Genomic DNA, 14036 nt, shown 5'->3' on the forward strand with positions numbered 1-14036 from the left:
CCTGCTCGCCTGTGCAGGGTATCGCCATTAAGCGTCTATCGTTATGACAGTGCGAAAACTTACTCAGGACGTGTGAATGTTTTGCGCCGGGCGATGGTCACAGCCTTGCTCGATCGTCTTCATGCGGTCTGTTCCAGCCGCTCTTGTCGTCAGGAATCTTCCATGCGTTTTTGTAAATTCTTGTTTGTGGGCTGTTTGTCATTGGTCAGTCTGGCCAGCCATGCCGAAACCGTCAAAGGCCTTTATCAAGTGCGTGAGCCTGTCAGCAGCCAGACGCAGGAGGAGCGCGATCAAGCGACCCAGCGTGCGCTGGATACGCTGGTGTTACGCCTGACGGGCGATCCCAAGGCGCCGCAAAATCCGGGACTGGCCGCCATTCGCAAAGACCCGCAACAAATCATCAGCCAGTACGGATTTGATGCCGGGCCGCCGGAAGTGCTGAAAGTCGATTTCGACCCGACGTCCACCGAGCAGGCGTTGCGTCGTGCCGGACTGGCCATGTGGGGCGCCAATCGGCCGTCGATCCTGGGCTGGTGGTTGAACGACTCTACCGAAGGTTCAAGCCTGGTGGGCGATGGCCAGGCCAGTGCTACAGCGTTGCGTCGTGCCGCTCAACACCGTGGAATGCCGCTGCGTCTGCCGCTGGCAGACCTCGGCGAACAGGGCATCGCCACTGCGCCGAATATTGAAAGTGCCGACCCGGCACCGCTGCGTGCCGCATCGGAACGTTACAATGCCGACGCTGTGCTGGCGGTGCATGCCCGTGAAGAGGGTGGCCAGTGGCAAGCCAAGTGGCGGTTGTGGTTGGGCGATCAGAAAGAAGCCGGCAGCGTGCAGGGCGCCGATCAGGCTGCCGTGGCTGACGCAGTAATGCTGGCGGTCAACGAGCGACTGGCACCGCGATTCGTCGCCAAGCCAGGGGCTTCGTCGGCGCAGTTGCTCGAAGTGCAAGGCATGAATCTTGAGCGTTACGCGACGCTCGGGCGTTTGCTGGAGCCGTTTAGCGGGCGTCCGCAAAGTGTCGATGGCGACCGGATCGTGTATCGGGTCAATGGCAGCACCGATCAATTGCGTGCGCAGTTGTCGCTGGCGAAGTTGCAGGAGGTAGCGGCGGCGCCAAGCCCAGCCCCGGCGGCACCGGTTCAGCCAGCGGTCGACGGTTCGACCCCGGCCGTAACGCCAGCTCCGGCAGCTCCGGCAGCGACACCGCAGTTGCATTTCCGCTGGTAGGTTTTTCTTTCTTTATATAGAAGCAATGGAGTGGTTCATGGCCGATTCGCGGCGTTGGTTCTGGTTGGGTGGAGTGGTCCTGCTCTGCGCGTTTGTCTGGCTGTTACACCCGATACTCACGCCGTTTTTGGTGGCGTTGCTATTGGCTTATCTGTTTGACCCGCTGGTGGATCGGCTGGAGAAAGTCGGGCTGTCACGGACCTGGGGCGTGGTGGCGGTCTTCGCCTTGTTCACTTTGATTTTCACCACGCTATTGCTGGTGTTGGTGCCGTTGCTCGCCAAGCAACTGTTTCGTTTGTATGAATTGATGCCGCAGATGCTTGATTGGCTGCAGCACACCGCGCTGCCGTGGGCGCAATCGAAATTTGGTTTGTCTGAGGGTTTCTGGAAATTCGACAAACTCAAGGCGGCGATCAGCGAGCACATGGGGCAGACCACCGACATTGTCAGCGTGGTATTGAGCCAGGCAACGGCTTCAGGGCTGGCGTTGATTGGCTGGCTGGCGAATCTGGTGTTAATCCCGGTGGTGAGTTTTTATCTGCTGCGGGATTGGGACCTGATGATGGCCAAGATTCGCAGCCTGCTTCCCCGTGATCGTGAAGAGCGTGTGGTGTCGCTCGCTGGTGAATGCCATGAGGTGCTCGGGGCGTTCGTTCGTGGGCAGTTGCTGGTGATGGTGGCGTTGGGCGTGATCTACGCGGCAGGCCTGATGCTGGTGGGGTTGGAGTTGGGGCTGTTGATCGGCCTGATTGCCGGTCTGGCGGCGATCGTGCCGTACATGGGGTTTGTGATTGGTATTGGCGCCGCATTAATAGCGGGCCTGTTCCAGTTTGGTGGTGACCTGTATCCCATGATCGGTATCGTTGCGGTGTTTATGGTGGGGCAGGCGCTGGAAGGCATGGTGCTGACGCCATTGCTGGTAGGTGACAGGATTGGTCTGCACCCGGTGGCAGTGATCTTCGCCATTCTCGCTGGTGGTGAGCTGTTCGGTTTTACCGGCGTTTTACTGGCGCTGCCGGTGGCGGCAGTGATTATGGTGCTTGTTCGCCATGTACATGATTTGTATAAGGATTCAGAAATGTACAGTGGTGTCGACGAGCCCGAGCTCTAGACCTTGTACCAGACAGCCCGGATCGGCGCCGGGTTGTCGCCCGCGCCGCCAAAGAAACTGTCATAAAACCGGGGCGCCAACGCAAACCTTTGATTTTGCTTGTGGTCTGTCGCATTGTGCGGTCGGCTTCACGGGTATAAACTTCGCAAACTTTACACAGAGGCCACTAACGGTTCCTTTGGAACTGTTCAGTCAGCATGAAACCGATTCAGCTGCCCCTAGGTGTGCGTCTGCGTGATGACGCCACCTTTATCAACTACTACCCAGGCGCCAATGCCGCTGCACTCGGCTATGTCGAGCGGCTATGCGAAGCCGACGCCGGCTGGACCGAAAGCCTCATTTATCTGTGGGGCAAGGATGGGGTAGGGCGTACGCACCTGTTACAGGCGGCTTGCTTGCGCTTCGAACAGATGGGTGAGCCGGCGGTGTACTTGCCGTTGGCAGAACTGCTGGACCGTGGTATCGGAATTCTCGACAACCTCGAACAGTACGAGTTGGTCTGCCTGGATGATTTGCAGGCGGTTGCCGGCAAGGCTGATTGGGAAGAGGCGCTGTTCCATCTGTTCAACCGCCTGCGGGACAGTGGTCGACGTTTGCTGATTGCCGCGTCAACCTCGCCGCGTGAATTGCCGGTGAAGCTGGCGGACCTCAAATCCCGCCTGACCCTGGCGCTGATTTTTCAGATGCGCCCGCTCTCCGACGAAGACAAATTGCGAGCGCTGCAGCTGCGCGCATCCCGTCGTGGCCTGCACCTGACCGACGAAGTCGGGCATTTTATTTTGACTCGCGGCACCCGCAGCATGAGCGCGCTTTTCGAACTGCTTGAGCGTCTCGATCAGGCCTCTCTGCAAGCTCAGCGCAAGTTGACGATCCCTTTCCTGAAAGAAACGCTGGGCTGGTAATAAAAACCTGTCTTAAAGCCCCGCCCTACGGGCTTTTGGCATATTTCAGGCGCCAGAAAATCCGCTTTTCTAAAGGCTAAAGAAAGCGCAATGCTCTAAATGGGGCTTAAGCGCTTAGATGTTAACGAGAAACCGATAAGTCACAAAAAGTTCGATTGAATTTGCAAATGAGGTTGATAGCGGGCATAGTCTCGGCTTCTTTACAACTATCAGCCACGGTCGTGCCCATGCTAAAGCGCTTCGCACCCCTCGTGCCTCTCGCACTCGTCACCCTGTTGTTCGGTTGCGCTGCTCACTCTCCAGTGTCCCAGCAAGCACAACAGCAGGTTCAAAATTCTGCCACCGCCCAATCTTCCGCTCGTTATCAGGAAGCTCTTTACCAGGACGAAGTGGCTACGGAAAAAGAACTGGCAGACTTCGCCGACGGCAAGTCTTACAAGCTTCCTGTTCTTGCCGACAGCATCCTCGAACGCGGCATGTCCCTGATCGGCACCCGTTACCGTTTCGGCGGTACTTCTGAAGCCGGTTTCGATTGCAGTGGCTTCATCGGTTATCTGTTCCGCGAAGAAGCCGGCATGAACTTGCCGCGCTCCACCCGCGAAATGATCAACGTGGACGCACCACTGGTCTCGCGCAGTAAGCTGCAACCCGGCGACCTGCTGTTTTTCGCTACCAATGGTCGTCGCGGTCGCGTCAGTCACGCCGGGATCTACCTGGGTGACAACCAGTTCATCCATTCCAGCAGCCGCAAAAGCGGTGGTGTACGGATCGATAACCTGGGTGACAGCTACTGGAGCAAAACCTTCATCGAAGCCAAGCGCGCACTCGCGATGGCACCCGCTGCGACCCCGTCAATCGTCACAGCACGCAAATAAGCAGACATTTTGTAAGGTGAACTTAAAGTCTTACTTGAAGTTTGCTGTGTAGCAGCTAGAATTCTGATCTATTAATGATGGCAAACCGCCTGCGTCACGCGCAGGCGGTTTTCTTTTCTGCGCTTCCAGCAGAAAAAAGCCGCAGCCAGATCAGGATGTTCTGCTTATGTCGACGTCGGCCCGCCTCACAATCATGTTCTTCGCAGCGCTGCTCAGCGCCTGCGCCAGTCGCACACCGCCCCCGGCGCCGGTGGTTCGCGCCCCCATCGTTTTCGGTTCGTCCCAAGCTTTTTCGCCTGAAGCGGAAGACGTGCTGTTTCGCGCGTTGGGCCTGGTAGGCACACCGTATCGCTGGGGCGGCAACACACCGGATTCCGGATTTGATTGCAGCGGCCTGATCGGCTACGTGTACCGTGATGTCGCGGGCATTTCCCTGCCACGCACCACGCGCGAGATGATCACCATGCAAGCTGCCAATGTCGGCAAGGAAGGCCTGCAGACCGGTGATCTGATCTTCTTCGCCACCAATGGCGGTTCTCAGGTCAGTCATGCGGGCATCTACGTGGGTGAAGGCCGCTTCGTCCATGCGCCGGCGACCGGTGGCACGGTGAAGCTCGATAGCTTGTCCAAGGCGTATTGGCAGAAAGCCTATCTGAGCGCCAAGCGTGTCCTGCAGCCGGAGCACCTGGCGCGCAACCCGTAACAGCCAGAGGTTGTTGTCATGACCGCTCGCACGCTCAACCTCGACGATTCGCTCTATCACTACCTGCTCGACGTTTCCCTGCGCGAAACGCCGTTGCTCAAGCGCTTGCGTGACGAAACCCAGGCGTTGCCCATGGCGCGCTGGCAGGTGGCGCCGGAGCAGGGGCAGTTTCTTGCGCTGCTGGTGAAGCTCACTGGTGCCAGACGTCTGCTGGAAGTCGGCACCTACACCGGCTACAGCGCCTTGTGCATGGCGGCGGCATTGCCGGATGACGGTTCATTAATCTGCTGTGACATTCCCGGCGACTACAACGCCACCGCACGCCGTTACTGGCAGGAGGCCGGTCTGGCCGGACGAATCGATTTGCGCCTCGCACCTGCGCTGGACACTCTCGGGGAACTGGAGCGGCAGAAGCAGGGCGGGCAGTTCGATTTGGTATTCATCGATGCCGACAAAGCTAACTATCCGACTTACCTTGAGCACGCGCTGCGGTTGTTGCGGGTTGGTGGGCTGGCGGTGTTCGATAACACGCTATGGAGCGGACGGGTACTGGAAGACAATCCCGAAAGTGCAGATACCCGAGCGATCCAGGCACTCAATCGCGCCTTGAAGGATGACGCTCGGGTAGATCTGTCGCTGTTGCCGTTGGGGGATGGCCTGACCCTTTGCCGTAAAAAGTAGGCGTTGGTTGGAAAAAGATCGCAGCCTGCGGCAGCTCCTACATGAGCTGCCGCAGGCTGTGATCTTTTTGACCTTTATTTAACCGCCGACACCCGCCATACCTTGTTCCCCACATCATCCGCCACCAGCAAATCACCCTGCTGGTCAATCACCACGCCCACCGGCCGGCCCATGGCTTTTTCCTCGTCATTGAGAAAACCGGTAAGCACATCCACCGGTTGCCCGGTCGGTTTGCCGGCATTGAACGGTACGAAAATCACCTTGTAGCCGCTGTGCGGCTTGCGGTTCCACGAGCCATGCTGGCCGATGAATGCGCCCTCCTTGAACTGCGCCGGGAGTGTATTGCCTTCGGCAAACGCCAGGCCCAGTGAGGCGGTGTGTGGGCCGACCGCATAATCCGGCGCGATGGCCTTGGCCACCAGGTCCGGGTTTTGCGGCTCGACGCGAATATCGACATGCTGGCCGTAATAGCTGAATGGCCAGCCGTAGAACGCACCGTCCTTGACCGAGGTGATGTAGTCCGGCACCAGGTCGCTGCCGATTTCATCCCGCTCGTTGACGGCAGTCCACAGCGCGCCGCTCTGCGGTTCCCAGGCCATACCGTTAGGATTGCGCAAGCCCGAGGCGAAGATCCGGTGATTGCCGGTGGCGCGGTCCACTTCCCAGATCGCCGCACGACCTTCTTCCTTGTCCAGGCCGTTTTCACCGACGTTACTGTTCGAGCCCACCGTGACGTACAACTTGCTCCCGTCCTTGCTGGCGATGACGTTTTTGGTCCAGTGGTGATTCAGCGTCCCGCCCGGCAAGTCCGCCACTTTGATCGGCTGCGACTTGATCGCCGTGTCGCCGGTTTCATAGTGGAAACGCAGCAGGCGATCGGTGTCGGCCACGTACAGATCATTGCCAACCAGGGTCATGCCGAAAGGCGAGTTGAGATTTTCCAGAAATACCGTGCGGGTTTCCGCGATGCCGTCGTGATCCTTGTCTCGCAGCAGGGTGATGCGGTTCGGGCTCGGTACAGCGGCACCGGCACGGCCCATGACTTTTTTCATGACCCAGCCCTTGATGCCTTTGCCGTCATCAGGCTTGGGTGGCGCGTTGGTTTCGGCGACCAGTACATCGCCATTGGGTAGCACATAAAGCCAGCGTGGATGATCGAGACCCTCGGCAAACGCCGCGACCTGGGTGCCGTCAGCGGCGACGGGTTTGGCACCGTCCGGCCAGCCAATCGCCGGTGCGATGTTCACCGTCGGCATCAGCGTCTTGTTCGGCTCTGGCAGTTTGGGGGACGGGCCGGTGCCGTCGGAGACTTGCAGGCTGGAGGTTTCACCGCATGCGGCGAGCCCTCCGGCGAGCGCGATAACGAAAACGATCGGAGTCGTGCGCATTGCTGAGCTTCCCTATGAATGCCGTGTATCTACCATAGAGAAGTCAGGAGGTTCGATGGTTCAACCCTTCAACCTCGAGCTTCCTTGAACAGCACGGCAATACCGGGGTGATAATTGCCACCTTCGTTGCGCAACTTGCGATAGGCGTAGGGGAAATACCAGGCCACGGCGCAGGTGTGTTCCTTTTGCAGATCGTCGACCATGTCCTGCAGTTCTTCTGGAGTTGCCCCGTGTTGTGCCTTTTGCGGAGACACGAACAGGCAGCCAAGTTTCAGGTCGCTGACGTAACTGATTTGTTTTGCATCGCTGGTGATATCGAGCAGGGCCTGGGTAAGGTGCAGGCTGTTCACCCGTGGCCAGCGCTGTGTGGCCTGAATCCAGGCGCGTTGTTCGGGGGTGGCGATAAATAGATCGGCGCGGCCGTTGCGTTCGCCTTCTTCGATTTGTTTACGGGTGGGCGACTGTTGCAGGGTGACCATCTCGGCCATCCACGCGGCGGCGGAAAGCAGGCCGAGATTGGCTTTTTCATCGAGCCAGTAGGGCGTCTCGTTATCGCCGCGCACGGCGTTGTAGCGGTCGATACAGTCAAACCAGCGTTCCAGCGCCGGTCGCAGGAATTCCAGCTTCGGATTGCTGATGATCATGCCTTGCATGGGGCTCACCCTTGTTATTGTGTTGTGAGGTTGTGGCTCTTTGATATCACTGCTGAGAGTGTGGCACAAGATTGACGTCAGCTTTTTGATCGGCGGTAGTTATTCGCTGACGCACCCCGTCTTCAATTGACGCTCCACCCCCAACCCTCTAACCTTCGCGGCTTGTTTCAGGTGCTCTGTGGCTTGGGTCGACAGAGTGAAACAGGGAAGCCGGTGAGCGGTCGCTTTGATGCCTGAAGCCCCGCGATCCCGGCGCTGCCCCCGCAACGGTAAATGAGTGAAGATTGCGCCTTGGCCACTGTGTCGCGAGATATGGGAAGGCGCGCAATCGGGCCTGCGCCGCTCATGAGTCCGGAGACCGGCCTGATCCATCCAAGCGGCATCACGGTGGGCGATGCCAGGCTTCTTGCCGTCTTTTCTTGTGCCTGCCCGCCGTTATCCAGCCTCAACGGAGAGCTCCCCATGACTGATACCCCTGATCGTGACGAACGTCATCTGGCGCGCATGCTGCGCAAAAAAGCCGTGATCGACGAACGCATCGCCAATTCCCCGAATGAGTGCGGCCTGCTGCTGGTGCTGACTGGCAACGGCAAAGGCAAGAGCAGCTCGGCATTCGGCATGCTCGCGCGGTCGATGGGCCACGGCATGCAGTGCGGCGTGGTGCAATTTATCAAGGGCCGCAACAGCACCGGTGAAGAGTTGTTTTTCCGGCGCTTTCCCGAGCAGGTGCGTTTTCATGTGATGGGCGAGGGCTTCACCTGGGAAACCCAGGATCGCCAGCGTGACATCGCTGCCGCCGAAGCGGCGTGGGCGGTGTCGCAGCAATTATTGCGCGACCCTTCCATCGGCCTCGTAGTGCTGGATGAATTGAACATCGCCCTCAAGCACGGCTACCTCGATCTCGATCAGGTGCTCAGCGATTTGCAGGCGCGTCCGCCGATGCAGCATGTGGTGGTCACCGGTCGTGGTGCCAAGCCGGAGATGATCGAGCTGGCCGACACTGTCACCGAAATGGGCATGATCAAGCACGCCTTTCAGGCCGGTATCAAAGCGCAAAAAGGCGTCGAGCTGTGAAAACTACATTATGAAAAACAGTCGTCACTGCCCGGCGGTACTGATTGCCGCGCCGGCCTCCGGTCAGGGCAAGACCACCGTCACTGCCGCGCTGGCCCGTTTGCATCGCAATCAAGGGCGCAAGGTTCGCGTGTTCAAATGCGGCCCGGACTTTCTCGACCCGATGATTCTCGAGCGTGCCAGCGGTGCGCCGGTGTATCAGCTGGACATGTGGATGGTCGGCGAGCAGGAAAGTCGTCGACTGTTGTGGGAAGCCGCCGGTGAAGCCGACCTGATTCTGATCGAAGGCGTCATGGGGCTGTTCGACGGCACGCCGTCCAGCGCGGACCTGGCCCGGCATTTTGGCGTGCCGGTGCTTGGCGTGATCGACGGCACCGCCATGGCCCAGACGTTTGGCGCATTGGCCTTGGGGCTGGCGCGCTATCAGCCCGACTTGCCATTTGCCGGTGTCCTGGCCAACCGCGTCGGCACCCTGCGTCACGCGCAATTGCTTGAAGGCAGCCTCACTGAAGGCCTGCGCTGGTACGGTGCCTTGTCCCGGGAAACCGGGATAGAGTTGCCAAGTCGCCATCTCGGTCTGGTGCAGGCCAGTGAGTTGAACGACCTCGACGTGCGCCTCGACGCGGCGGCCGAAGCCTTGGCCAGCAGTTGCGAAGTCGCGCTGCCGCCAGCCGTGGAATTCGCCGCGCCCGATGTTACTACCGCCGAACCATTGCTGGCCGGTGTGCGTATTGCCGTGGCCCGTGACGAAGCGTTTGCTTTTACCTATGGCGCGAGCCTGGATTTGCTGCGGGCCATGGGCGCCGAGTTGTCGTTCTTCTCGCCGATCCGCGACACCGTTTTACCAGAGGCAGACAGCCTCTATCTGCCGGGCGGCTACCCCGAGTTGCATCATGTCGCACTGTCGCAGAACACCTCGATGCTCAGCGCGATTCGCGCTCACCATGAGGCCGGAAAACCCTTGCTGGCCGAGTGCGGCGGCATGCTTTATTTGCTCGATTCGCTGACTGATGTCGAAGGCGTTCGGGCAGGTTTGGTCGGCTTGCTGGCGGGGGATGCGGTGATGCAAAAACGTCTCGCCGCGTTGGCGTTGCAGGCGGTTGAATTGCCGGAAGGCTCGTTGCGCGGACACACCTATCACCATTCGTTGACCACGACCGAACTTGAGCCGATTGCCCGTGGCCTGAGCCCTAACGGCGGGCGTGGCGCGGAGGCGGTTTATCGTGAGGGGCGGATGACGGCTTCTTATGTGCACTTTTATTTTCCGTCCAATCCGTCGGCGATTGCCGCGTTGTTCGCGCCTGACTTCCAGACCGCCATCGCGAGCGAGCTTGCTCCCACAATGGATCACCCAAACCCTGTGGGAGCGGGCTTGCCCGCGAAGAGGCCATGACCGACAACGCATTTTCTGAAGCCGAACGCGCAGCGGTTTACCGAGCCATCGGCGAACGCCGCGACATGCGTCACTTCAGCGGCGGCACGGTCGAGCCCGAGTTGTTGCGACGCTTGCTCGAAGCCGCGCACCAGGCACCGAGTGTCGGCCTGATGCAGCCCTGGCGCTTCATCCGCATCAGTGACCGTGGGTTGCGCGGCAAGATCCAGGGGCTGGTGGAAGAAGAACGCATCCGCACCGCCGAAGCCCTTGGCGAACGTACCGACGAATTCATGCAGCTCAAGGTCGAAGGCATCAACGATTGCGCCGAAGTGCTGGTAGCTGCGCTGATGGACGATCGCGAGCGGCATATTTTCGGCCGGCGCACCTTGCCGGAAATGGACATGGCCTCGCTGTCCTGCGCGATCCAGAACCTTTGGCTGGCATCCCGGGCCGAAGGGTTGGGCATGGGCTGGGTGTCATTGTTCGAGCCGCAAGCCCTGGCGGATTTGCTGGGGCTGCCGACCGGCGCCAAGCCATTGGCCATTTTGTGCCTGGGGCCGGTCAAGGAATTCTATCCGGCGCCGATGTTGGTTCTCGAAGGCTGGGCGCAGGCGCGTCCGCTGAGCGAATTGTTGTATGAAAATTATTGGGGAGTGCGTCCATGAGTGTGGCGTTGTTGAGTGTCGCCGCCGTGGCGCTGGATGCGCTGCTGGGTGAACCCAAACGCTGGCATCCGCTGGTGGCGTTCGGACGTTTTGCCGATCGCATCGAGCAACGTTTCAATGGAGAAGGGCGCGGCTGGCGCAGTCACGGAGTCACGGCTTGGGTGATTGCGGTGTTGCCGCTGACCTTATTGGCCACGGCATTTTCCTGGGCGCCTTATGTGGGCTGGATCGTCGAGATCCTCGCGCTGTATTGCGCCCTCGGTATGCGTAGCCTCGGCGAACACGTCGAGCCCGTGGCCAAGGCCCTGCGCAGCGATGATCTGGAGCAGGCGCGTACGCGTGTCGGTTATCTGGTCAGCCGCCAAACCAGTGAACTGGACAAAACCGAAGTCGCCCGCGCCGCCACCGAATCGGTGCTGGAGAACGGCAGCGACGCGGTGTTCGCTGCGTTGTTCTGGTTTGCCGTGGCCGGTGCGCCGGGCGTGGTGCTCTACCGATTGAGCAACACCCTGGACGCGATGTGGGGTTATCGCAACGAACGCTTCGAGCGTTTCGGTTGGGCGGCGGCGAAGATCGACGACATCCTCAATTACATTCCTGCACGTTTGGTCGCACTCACTTACGCGCTGCTGGGTAAAACCCGCCTGGCCCTGAAATGCTGGCGCACTCAGGGCCCGACCTGGGACAGTCCGAACGCCGGGCCGGTGATGGCCGCTGGTGCTGGTGCACTGGGCGTCGAGTTGGGCGGTGCGGCGATCTATCACGGTGAACTGCATGTGCGTCCGCAACTGGGCGAAGGCGTGCCGGCGGATGCCGACTCGATTGATCGCGGCTGGCAATTGGTGCAGCGCGGGGTATGGTTATGGCTGCTGATTCTCTGCGTAGGGGCTGAATTTTATGCTTGAGCACGGTGGACGGTTGCGCAAGGCCGCGCTCGAATACGGCATCGAGGAAGCCGATTGGCTTGACCTGTCCAGCGGCCTCGCGCCCTGGCCGTTTCCCATTCCGGATATACCAATGCGCGCCTGGGCGCGCTTGCCGGAAACCGACGACGGGTTGGAGCAGGCCGCTTGCGATTACTACGGCACCTTGCAAGCGTTGCCGGTGGCCGGTTCGCAGATGGCCATCCAGTTACTGCCGCGCCTGCGTCGGGCCGGCAAGGTCGGCGTGCTGTCACCGTGTTACGCCGAGCACGCGGAAGCGTGGCGTCGCAATGGCTACATCGTGCGTGAAGTGCTGGAACAGGAAGTCGACTTCTTCGTCGACAGCCTCGATGTGCTGGTGGTGGTCAACCCGAACAATCCCACAGGTCTGAACTTGACCCCTGCGCGATTGCTCGACTGGCATGGACGACTGGCCCAGCGCGGTGGCTGGCTGGTGGTGGATGAAGCGTTCATGGACAACACACCGCACTTGAGCCTGGCGGCATTTTCGCATCAGGTTGGCCTGATCGTACTGCGATCATTCGGCAAGTTCTTCGGTCTGGCCGGGGTGCGCCTTGGCTTTGTCCTGGCCGAACGCAAGCTGCTCAAGTTGCTCGCCGAGCAAGTCGGCCCATGGGCGGTCAGCGGCCCGACTCGCTTACTGGGTCAGGCTTGCTTGCGGGATACTGAAGGGCATGCCCGGCAACGTGTTCGCGCCGAAGTCGCCAGCGAGCGATTGGCCTCACTGTTGGAGCAGCACGGTTTCACACCCCAGGGTGGTTGCGCGTTGTTCCAGTGGCTGATCACCGAGCGCGCTGAAGAACTGCACGAGTTCATGGCCCGCCGCGGCATTCTGCTGCGCTTGTTTACGCAAAACAGCAGCCTGCGTTTTGGCTTGCCTGCCGATGATGTCGACTGGGCGCGTCTTGGCGCGGCATTCGAAGATTTCGCCAAGGAAAGCTGATGACCACGTTGATGGTACAAGGCACTACCTCCGACGCCGGTAAAAGCACGCTGGTGACCGCGCTCTGCCGCTGGGTCACTCGTCAAGGCGTCAGCGTGGTGCCGTTCAAACCGCAGAACATGGCGCTCAACAGCGCGGTGACTGCCGACGGTGGCGAGATCGGTCGCGCGCAAGCGGTGCAGGCCCAGGCGGCTTACCTCGAACCGCACACTGACATGAACCCGGTGCTGCTCAAACCCAACAGCGACACCGGCGCCCAAGTGATCATCCATGGTCGCGCCGTCACGACGATGAACGCCGTTGCTTATCACGACTACAAAGCCATCGCCATGCAAGCGGTGCTCGCCTCCCATGCGCGATTGAGCGCGGCGTATCCGGTGGTGATGGTCGAAGGCGCGGGCTCGCCGGCCGAGATCAATCTGCGTGCCGGCGACATCGCCAACATGGGCTTCGCCGAAGCGGTGGATTGCCCGGTAATACTGATCGCCGACATCAATCGTGGCGGGGTGTTCGCGCATTTGGTGGGCACGCTGGAATTGCTGTCGCCGAGCGAACAGGCGCGGGTCAAGGGCTTCATCATCAACCGTTTTCGCGGCGACATCGCCTTGCTCCAGCCCGGTCTTGACTGGCTGGAAGAGCGCACCGGCAAACCGGTGATCGGCGTGCTGCCGTATGTCATGGACCTGCACCTGGAGGCCGAGGACGGCATCGATCAGCGCCAGACCGACAAGGCCGAACAGGTGCTCAAAGTCGTGGTGCCGGTGCTGCCGCGCATCAGCAATCACACTGATTTCGACCCTCTGCGCCTGCACCCGCAAGTGGACCTGCAATTCATCGGTCCCGGCCAGGCGATTCCGCCGGCGGACCTGATCATCCTGCCCGGTTCAAAAAGCGTGCGCGCCGACCTCGCGTATCTACGCGCCAACGGCTGGGAAACCGCAATTTCCCGACACCTGCGCTACGGCGGAAAAGTGTTGGGCATCTGCGGTGGCCTGCAAATGCTCGGTGAGCAAGTGCATGACCCGCTAGGCCTCGAAGGTGCGCCGGGATCGAGCCCAGGCTTGGGGCTGCTGGCGTTTGAAACCCGGCTCGAAGAAGACAAACAACTGCGCAATGTGCGCGGGCATCTGGCGCTGGAGAATGCGGAAGTCAGCGGTTATGAAATTCATGCCGGCGTAACCACCGGGCCGGCGCTGGAAAACGCAGCCGTGCAGCTCGATGACGGTCGATGCGATGGCGCGCAAAGTGTTGACGGGCAGATTTTTGGCACTTACCTGCATGGCCTTTTCGAGTCGCCAGCGGCGTGCAGCGCGCTATTGCGCTGGGCGGGGTTGCAAGCCGTGCAGGATGTCGATTACCACGGGTTGCGCGAGCGCGATATCGAGCGGCTGGCGGATCTGGTGGAGAAGCATCTGGATACCGGGCTGTTGCGGGAACTCTGTGGGTTCTAGAGTGGTTTTGCTGGCCTCATCGCGGGCAAGCCCGCTCCCAC

Annotated in this window: 14 protein-coding genes and 1 riboswitch; of the genes, 12 read left to right on the forward strand and 2 right to left on the reverse strand. The window is 60.3% G+C overall.

The window, feature by feature from the left end; translation table 11 throughout:
• The first annotated feature begins 162 nt into the window (after positions 1-162).
• From KUF73_RS28550 to KUF73_RS28575, 6 genes are all read left to right on the forward strand, one after another.
• Positions 163-1230 (forward strand): DUF2066 domain-containing protein, encoded by a 1068-nt coding sequence (locus KUF73_RS28550; RefSeq protein ID WP_218441303.1) that lies wholly within the window; start codon positions 163-165, stop codon positions 1228-1230.
• Between the two features lie 37 nt (positions 1231-1267).
• Positions 1268-2341 (forward strand): AI-2E family transporter, encoded by a 1074-nt coding sequence (locus KUF73_RS28555; RefSeq protein ID WP_218441304.1) that lies wholly within the window; start codon positions 1268-1270, stop codon positions 2339-2341.
• A 197-nt stretch (positions 2342-2538) separates the two neighbouring features.
• The gene (gene hda / locus KUF73_RS28560) at positions 2539-3243 is read left to right on the forward strand and encodes a DnaA regulatory inactivator Hda (RefSeq protein ID WP_218441305.1); all 705 of its coding nucleotides are present in this window, start codon (positions 2539-2541) and stop codon (positions 3241-3243) included.
• A gap of 227 nt (positions 3244-3470) precedes the next feature.
• Entirely contained in the window at positions 3471-4118 is a 648-nt protein-coding gene (locus KUF73_RS28565; protein WP_218441306.1) for a C40 family peptidase, read from the forward strand.
• 166 nt (positions 4119-4284) lie between these two features.
• Positions 4285-4821: a C40 family peptidase gene (locus tag KUF73_RS28570; protein WP_218441307.1), complete on the forward strand. Its 537-nt coding sequence runs from the start codon at positions 4285-4287 to the stop codon at positions 4819-4821.
• Between the two features lie 18 nt (positions 4822-4839).
• Positions 4840-5502: a class I SAM-dependent methyltransferase gene (locus KUF73_RS28575; protein ID WP_218441308.1), complete on the forward strand. Its 663-nt coding sequence runs from the start codon at positions 4840-4842 to the stop codon at positions 5500-5502.
• Positions 5503-5576: 74 nt separating this feature from the next.
• Here KUF73_RS28575 and KUF73_RS28580 read toward each other — a convergent pair whose 3' ends face one another.
• Positions 5577-6890, reverse strand: coding sequence for a sorbosone dehydrogenase family protein (locus KUF73_RS28580; RefSeq protein ID WP_218441309.1), 1314 nt, complete (start codon positions 6888-6890; stop codon positions 5577-5579).
• Positions 6891-6958: 68 nt separating this feature from the next.
• Positions 6959-7543 (reverse strand): hypothetical protein, encoded by a 585-nt coding sequence (locus KUF73_RS28585; RefSeq protein WP_218441310.1) that lies wholly within the window; start codon positions 7541-7543, stop codon positions 6959-6961.
• Positions 7544-7695: 152 nt separating this feature from the next.
• Positions 7696-7925, forward strand: a riboswitch (cobalamin riboswitch).
• 80 nt (positions 7926-8005) lie between these two features.
• On the opposite strand from KUF73_RS28585, the gene cobO reads away from it, so the two are divergent.
• The 6 genes from cobO to KUF73_RS28615 are packed head-to-tail and all read left to right on the forward strand — an operon-like array spanning position 8006 to position 13995.
• A complete protein-coding gene (gene cobO / locus KUF73_RS28590; RefSeq protein ID WP_077048685.1) occupies positions 8006-8617 on the forward strand; it encodes a cob(I)yrinic acid a,c-diamide adenosyltransferase in 612 nt (203 codons plus the stop codon).
• Positions 8618-8627: 10 nt separating this feature from the next.
• Positions 8628-10010, forward strand: coding sequence for a cobyrinate a,c-diamide synthase (locus KUF73_RS28595; RefSeq protein WP_218441311.1), 1383 nt, complete (start codon positions 8628-8630; stop codon positions 10008-10010).
• Positions 10007-10657: a 5,6-dimethylbenzimidazole synthase gene (bluB, locus tag KUF73_RS28600; protein ID WP_218441312.1), complete on the forward strand. Its 651-nt coding sequence runs from the start codon at positions 10007-10009 to the stop codon at positions 10655-10657. Before KUF73_RS28595 ends, bluB begins: the two co-directional genes overlap by 4 nt.
• Entirely contained in the window at positions 10654-11562 is a 909-nt protein-coding gene (gene cbiB / locus KUF73_RS28605; protein WP_218441313.1) for an adenosylcobinamide-phosphate synthase CbiB, read from the forward strand. Before bluB ends, cbiB begins: the two co-directional genes overlap by 4 nt.
• On the forward strand, positions 11555-12544 hold the full coding sequence (gene cobD / locus KUF73_RS28610; protein WP_218441314.1) for a threonine-phosphate decarboxylase CobD: 990 nt from the start codon (positions 11555-11557) through the stop codon (positions 12542-12544). The genes cbiB and cobD overlap by 8 nt, the downstream gene beginning before the upstream one ends.
• The gene (locus tag KUF73_RS28615) at positions 12544-13995 is read left to right on the forward strand and encodes a cobyric acid synthase (protein WP_218441315.1); all 1452 of its coding nucleotides are present in this window, start codon (positions 12544-12546) and stop codon (positions 13993-13995) included. Before cobD ends, KUF73_RS28615 begins: the two co-directional genes overlap by 1 nt.
• Positions 13996-14036 lie beyond the last annotated feature (41 nt).

The organism is Pseudomonas sp. PD9R (assembly GCF_019200975.1).
Lineage (GTDB): Bacteria > Pseudomonadota > Gammaproteobacteria > Pseudomonadales > Pseudomonadaceae > Aquipseudomonas.

What these genes read in the sequence shown, in the direction of transcription:
- KUF73_RS28550 (WP_218441303.1), top strand. Translation starts at nt 163, where the DNA reads ATGCGTTTTTGTAAATTCTTGTTTGTGGGCTGTTTGTCATTGGTCAGT.
- KUF73_RS28555 (WP_218441304.1), top strand. Translation starts at nt 1,268, where the DNA reads ATGGCCGATTCGCGGCGTTGGTTCTGGTTGGGTGGAGTGGTCCTGCTC.
- hda (WP_218441305.1), top strand. Translation starts at nt 2,539, where the DNA reads ATGAAACCGATTCAGCTGCCCCTAGGTGTGCGTCTGCGTGATGACGCC.
- KUF73_RS28565 (WP_218441306.1), top strand. Translation starts at nt 3,471, where the DNA reads ATGCTAAAGCGCTTCGCACCCCTCGTGCCTCTCGCACTCGTCACCCTG.
- KUF73_RS28570 (WP_218441307.1), top strand. Translation starts at nt 4,285, where the DNA reads ATGTCGACGTCGGCCCGCCTCACAATCATGTTCTTCGCAGCGCTGCTC.
- KUF73_RS28575 (WP_218441308.1), top strand. Translation starts at nt 4,840, where the DNA reads ATGACCGCTCGCACGCTCAACCTCGACGATTCGCTCTATCACTACCTG.
- KUF73_RS28580 (WP_218441309.1), bottom strand. Translation starts at nt 6,890, where the DNA reads ATGCGCACGACTCCGATCGTTTTCGTTATCGCGCTCGCCGGAGGGCTC.
- KUF73_RS28585 (WP_218441310.1), bottom strand. Translation starts at nt 7,543, where the DNA reads ATGCAAGGCATGATCATCAGCAATCCGAAGCTGGAATTCCTGCGACCG.
- cobO (WP_077048685.1), top strand. Translation starts at nt 8,006, where the DNA reads ATGACTGATACCCCTGATCGTGACGAACGTCATCTGGCGCGCATGCTG.
- KUF73_RS28595 (WP_218441311.1), top strand. Translation starts at nt 8,628, where the DNA reads ATGAAAAACAGTCGTCACTGCCCGGCGGTACTGATTGCCGCGCCGGCC.
- bluB (WP_218441312.1), top strand. Translation starts at nt 10,007, where the DNA reads ATGACCGACAACGCATTTTCTGAAGCCGAACGCGCAGCGGTTTACCGA.
- cbiB (WP_218441313.1), top strand. Translation starts at nt 10,654, where the DNA reads ATGAGTGTGGCGTTGTTGAGTGTCGCCGCCGTGGCGCTGGATGCGCTG.
- cobD (WP_218441314.1), top strand. Translation starts at nt 11,555, where the DNA reads ATGCTTGAGCACGGTGGACGGTTGCGCAAGGCCGCGCTCGAATACGGC.
- KUF73_RS28615 (WP_218441315.1), top strand. Translation starts at nt 12,544, where the DNA reads ATGACCACGTTGATGGTACAAGGCACTACCTCCGACGCCGGTAAAAGC.